At 47.9% G+C, this 794-nt stretch carries 2 protein-coding genes; both read right to left on the bottom strand.

All coding sequences use genetic code 11. The annotated features are described in order from the left end of the window. Positions 1–145: 145 nt before the first annotated feature. On the bottom strand, positions 146–496 hold the full coding sequence (locus ABD892_RS10405; RefSeq protein WP_345195555.1) for a hypothetical protein: 351 nt from the start codon (positions 494–496) through the stop codon (positions 146–148). A 52-nt stretch (positions 497–548) separates the two neighbouring features. Continuing rightward, positions 549–794, bottom strand: a 246-nt coding sequence (locus tag ABD892_RS10400; protein ID WP_345195554.1) for a hypothetical protein, incomplete at its 5' end; no start/stop codon positions are given.

The following is a 794-nucleotide window of genomic DNA, read 5'->3' as shown; positions in this document are numbered from 1 at the left end:
CTTGAGAGCCTGGTCTGTTGCTTCAAACACCATCTTGATGCTTTTGGCGATCTGGGGGTTCTGTTCTACTGCGTCTTTCAGGGTGCTTGTCATTGTTATTTGTCTCTGTATTGGGGAGGGGGATTGTTTAGCGTTGCTAATGTTTTTAGACAAAGGCTCGTCTTGCTTCCATGAATTTTTTGACATGCTCCACGAAGCTATCGACACCTGTGTTGAATACGTCAGCAATGGTGTTCATCACTGCATCTTTTTCAGTCAGGTCAGAAAGCAGGTATACGGTCATTGCGATTCGTTCCTGTTCGATGATTTCCAGCAGGCCGAGGGCGATATGGTCAGCAAGGGCGACGATGGATTGCTTGAGCTGATTGGGGTTTAAGTTACCCAGTTCAGCGGCAATATCTGGGCGAACATTGAAAGACTTGATCACGTACCGGATGCTTGGGGCGATGCGTGGGTGTTCGTTTTCCAGTTCGACAGACAGTTGTTGCAGGTCCATGGTGGTGTCCTTTGTTGTTGCGTTTCAAGGGTATAGCACAGCTAATGTTGTATCAATAGTCAGATTCGGCCATCTTGATAGCTTGAGTCAGGTCAATTACACGGTAATGCGTGTTGAACTCAGGGATACTGAAACCGAGCTGTCGGTATTCATTCGGGTGGATATACTTTCGTACACCATCCTCACGTTCCAGCCAGCATCCGGTTAGCTTGTTTTGCAGGCAACTGCATTTCGGTTGGCATTTACCTGCATCGAATGCCTCGGGCCAGAGTTCCTGAATCTTCAGGGATACCTCAAG

This window comes from Kistimonas scapharcae (assembly GCF_039540975.1).
GTDB classification, from domain to species: domain Bacteria; phylum Pseudomonadota; class Gammaproteobacteria; order Pseudomonadales; family Endozoicomonadaceae; genus Kistimonas; species Kistimonas scapharcae.
Note: the sequence above shows the minus strand (reverse complement) of the source record. Positions and strands in the feature narration are given on the sequence as shown.

Coding starts and splice junctions, on each gene's coding strand:
- ABD892_RS10405 (WP_345195555.1), bottom strand. CDS start 496: ATGGACCTGCAACAACTGTCTGTCGAACTGGAAAACGAACACCCACGC.